General features: G+C 61.6%; 3 protein-coding genes. 2 read left to right on the forward strand and 1 reads right to left on the reverse strand.

Annotation, left to right across the window (positions count from 1 at the left end):
• On the reverse strand, positions 1 to 2,371 hold a 2,371-nt coding region (gene clpB / locus ACIQ36_RS18785), incomplete at its 3' end, for an ATP-dependent chaperone ClpB (protein WP_395832198.1).
• Between the two features lie 122 nt (positions 2,372 to 2,493).
• On the opposite strand from clpB, the gene ACIQ36_RS18790 reads away from it, so the two are divergent.
• Both ACIQ36_RS18790 and ACIQ36_RS18795 read left to right on the forward strand, forming a co-directional pair.
• Positions 2,494 to 3,135, forward strand: a complete 642-nt coding sequence (locus ACIQ36_RS18790; protein WP_395832200.1) for a ribonuclease HII — start codon at positions 2,494 to 2,496, stop codon at positions 3,133 to 3,135.
• A 234-nt stretch (positions 3,136 to 3,369) separates the two neighbouring features.
• On the forward strand, positions 3,370 to 4,380 hold a 1,011-nt coding region (locus ACIQ36_RS18795; protein WP_395832202.1), incomplete at its 3' end, for a site-specific DNA-methyltransferase.

A 4,380-nucleotide genomic window follows, 5' to 3' on the forward strand; every position in this document is an offset into this window, starting at 1 on the left:
GGTCGGCCAGCAGTTTTTGCAGCCCCTGAAGCTGGATGGTAACGATCCCATCCATATGGCCGCGCGTCAGGCGGTGGAACATCAGCACTTCATCGAGCCGGTTCAGGAACTCGGGCCGGAAGGCACCGCGCACGATCTCCATTACCCCATCGCGCACGCGCGGCGGAATTTCGGTTTCGGCTTCCGCTGTGTGGGCGAGCAGGTCCGAACCGAGGTTAGAGGTGAGCACGATCAGCGTATTGCGGAAGTCCACCGTGCGGCCCTGGCCGTCCGTGAGGCGGCCATCGTCCAGCACTTGCAGCAGCACGTTGAATACGTCCGGGTGGGCCTTTTCGACTTCATCGAACAGGATGACCTGATAAGGCCTGCGCCGCACGGCTTCGGTCAGCGCCCCGCCTTCCTCGTAACCGACATAGCCGGGCGGCGCGCCGATGAGCCGGGCCACCGCGTGCTTTTCCATATATTCGGACATATCGACGCGCAACAGCGCCTTTTCGTCGTCAAACAGGAAGCCCGCGAGCGCCTTGGTAAGCTCGGTTTTGCCCACGCCGGTCGGCCCTAAGAACAGGAACGAGCCCATCGGGCGGTTCTGATCCTGCAAGCCCGCGCGCGCGCGCCGCACGGCATTGGCGACCGCGTGAATGGCTTCGTCCTGACCAATCACGCGCTTATGCAGCGCCTCCTCCAGATTCAGCAGTTTTTCCCGCTCGCCGGTCAGCATCCGCTCGACCGGGATGCCGGTCCAGCGCGCCACGACGGCGGCGATGTCTTGGTCCGACACCGCCTCCTTCACCAAGCGCGAGCCGCCCGCCGCTTCGGCTTCCGCCAACGCTTTTTCGAGGTTCGGGATCACGCCATAGGTGAGTTCCCCCGCTTTGGCCCAATCGCCACCGCGCTGGACGATTTCAAGCTGGGCGCGGGCGTGGTCCAGTTGCTCTTTTAGTTTTTGCGCGCTGTTCAGCGTCGCCTTCTCGGCCTCCCAAGCAGCGGTGAGTGTGCCCGCTTCCACTTCGAGCCCGTCGAGTTCCTTTTCCAAGGTCACGAGCCGGTCGCGGCTGGCGGCGTCGGTTTCCTTCAGCAGGGCTTCCCGTTCGATCTTCAATTGAATGATGCGCCGGTCAAGCTCGTCCAGGGCTTCCGGCTTCGAATCCACCGCCATGCGCAGGCGCGCCGCCGCCTCATCGATCAGATCGATGGCTTTGTCGGGCAAGAACCGATCGGTGATATAGCGGTTGGAGAGCGTCGCCGCCGCCACAATCGCGCTATCGGTAATGCGCACGCCGTGGTGAAGCTCGTACTTCTCCTTCAGGCCGCGCAGAATCGAAATCGTATCGGGCACCGTCGGTTCCGAAACGAACACCGGCTGGAAGCGCCGCGCCAGCGCCGCGTCTTTTTCGATGTACTTTCTATACTCATCGAGCGTGGTCGCGCCGACGCAATGCAGTTCCCCGCGCGCCAGCGCCGGTTTGAGCATATTGGAGGCATCCATTGCCCCATCGGCCTTGCCCGCGCCGACCAGCGTGTGCAACTCGTCGATGAACAGCACGATCTGCCCGTCGGCGTGGGTGGCCTCTTCCAGCACCGCCTTTAGCCGTTCTTCGAACTCGCCGCGAAACTTGGCCCCGGCGATCAGTGCCCCGAGATCGAGCGAGAGCAGCTTCTTGCCTTTGAGGCTTTCCGGCACGTCGCCCTTGACGATGCGCAAGGCCAAGCCTTCGACAATGGCGGTTTTCCCCACACCGGGCTCGCCGATGAGGACGGGGTTATTCTTGGTGCGGCGGGAGAGCACTTGAATCGCCCGGCGAATCTCTTCGTCGCGGCCAATCACGGGGTCGAGCTTACCGTTCGCCGCAGCTTCCGTCAGGTCGCGCGCATATTTCTTCAGCGCGTCATATTTGCCTTCCGCCGTGGCACTATCGGCTTTGCGGCCCTTGCGCACGGTTTCAATGGTCTGATTGAGGTTCTGCGCGGTCACACCGCCCGCCGCCAGCGCCTTGCCGGGGTTGCTGTCCTTTTCCAAGGTCAGCGCCAGCAGCAGCCGTTCGACGGTTACGAAACTATCGCCCGATTTTTGCGAGAGCTTTTCGGCGGCATCGAAGAGGCGCGCGGTTTCCGGCGCGAGATACAGGTTCCCCGCCCCGCCGCCTTCAACCTTGGGGAGCTTGGCAAGATCAAGATCAATCGCCGCTTCCACCTGCTTCGGGTCGCCGCCTGCGGTGCGAATGAGGTTCGCCGACATGCCTTCCGGGTCTTCCAGCAGCGCCTTTAGAATATGGTCGGGCAGAAAGCGTTGATGGCCCGAGCGTAAGGCCAGCGCCTGCGAGGCTTGTAGAAAACCGCGCGCGCGTTCGGTGTAGTTCGCAAAATCCATGGGTCTCTCCTGTCATGCCGCCCCGGTTTGCCCGGCAGCCAGCTTCGCGCCATGCTGTGCATCGACGCCCTACGCCTTTAAGGTGGCCTCCCGGTTGAGGTTTTTGAAGAGGGTTTCGGCCAATGGGCATAGGTTTTTTAGGCCCGGATTTTTCCAACGAAGCCGCCTGGGATGGGCCGGTTGCCGGAGTGGACGAAGTGGGGCGCGGGCCGCTCGCCGGGCCGGTGCTGGCAGCGGCGGCCATTCTCGATCCCACCCGCCTGCCGAAAGAGTTGATCGGTGGCTTGCGCGATTCCAAGAAGCTCAGCGCCGCCAAACGCGAAGCTTTCGCCACCGCCCTGTGGGCCGCACAAGGATCGGGCGTTTGGGCCGTGGTCGCCGCCGCCTCGGTGCGCGAGATCGACACGTATAATATTCTGGGCGCGACCCATATCGCCATGCTTCGCGCGCTCGACCGGCTCCCCTTACGCCCGGTCGCCGCCCTCATCGACGGCAACCGCGCCCCCAAAGGATTGAGGCTGCCGTATCGTTGCCTCGTTGGTGGCGATGATCGCAGCCTCTCCATCGCCGCCGCCTCGATTCTGGCAAAAGTGATGCGCGACCGGCTGATGACGGGGCTCGCCCGGCGCTACCCGGCCTATGGCTGGGAGAAAAATGCGGGCTACCCGGTGGCCGTGCATCGCGCCGCCCTTCAAGCGGAAGGTGCCACCCCGCACCACCGGCGCAGTTTCGCCCCCGTTCGTGATTTGTTTAAATCATTATAAATCAATAAGTTATATCTTTAAGCTAATTTCAGCCCTTAGAAACAAGTAGCAAGGATCAGAAATATTGGTATGCTGCGATCTACCCCAAAACCCCAAGCGGTAGCGGGTGGCGGAGCCGGAAGCCTACCATATCTTGATTTTTCTTAAGACATTACATTCACTAAGCGCCATAACATACTAAAAACACTCAATTTTCTTATTGACGCTCGTGTCTGACAACGGCATCTTCTGGGTATGACACAGCGCCTCACCCCTTCCTCAGCTCTCCCGTTGGACACGATCCTGATCGGCGACTGCATCGCTGAAATGGCGCGTCTTCCCGATAACTCGGTGGATTTGGTCTTTGCCGATCCGCCCTACAACTTGCAACTCAACGGCGAGTTGCATCGCCCGGACAATAGCCGAGTCGATGGCGTCGATGCCGAGTGGGATAAGCTCGGGGATTTCGAGGCGCACGACCGCTTCACCCGCGCCTGGTTAACCCAGGCCCGCCGGGTGCTAAAGGACGATGGCACCATTTGGGTCATCGGCTCCTACCACAATATCTTCCGCCTCGGCGCGATGTTGCAGGATATGGGGTTTTGGATTTTGAACGATGTGGTTTGGCGCAAGTCGAACCCTATGCCCAACTTCCGGGGTCGCCGCTTCACCAATGCGCATGAAACGCTGATTTGGGCGTCGAAAACGCCAAAATCGAAGTACACGTTCAATTATTCGGCCCTGAAAATGGCCAATGACGATCTGCAAATGCGCTCGGACTGGGTGCTGCCGCTGTGCACGGGCCGCGAACGGCTAAAAGTCGATGGGCGCAAATTGCACCCGACGCAAAAGCCGGAAAGCCTGCTGTACCGCGTGCTGATGGCCTCCAGCAAACCCGGCGATATTGTGCTCGATCCTTTCTTTGGTACCGGCACCACCGGCGCGGTTGCTAAATATCTGGGCCGCCATTTCATCGGCCTTGAGCGCGACGAAGCCTATGCTGCGGGCGCGCAAGCGCGGATCGACAGCGTCGAGCCCGCCCCCGCCGAGGCGATTGCGGCGACGCAATCGCCGCGCGAAGCCCCGCGTATCCCGTTTGGTAATCTGGTCGAACTCGGCCTGATCCGGCCCGGCGAGTTGTTGTTCGACGTGCGCCGCCGATACTCCGCCCGCGTTCGCGCCGATGGCAGCCTTGCTGCCGATAGCGCCCGCGGCTCCATCCACCAGGTCGCGGCCGCTTTGCAATCGGTTCCCAGTTGCAACGGT

It is taken from the genome of Elstera sp. (assembly GCF_044372965.1).
In the GTDB taxonomy this organism is placed as follows: domain Bacteria; phylum Pseudomonadota; class Alphaproteobacteria; order Elsterales; family Elsteraceae; genus Elstera.

What these genes read in the sequence shown, in the direction of transcription:
- ACIQ36_RS18790 (WP_395832200.1), top strand. Translation starts at nt 2,494, where the DNA reads ATGGGCATAGGTTTTTTAGGCCCGGATTTTTCCAACGAAGCCGCCTGG.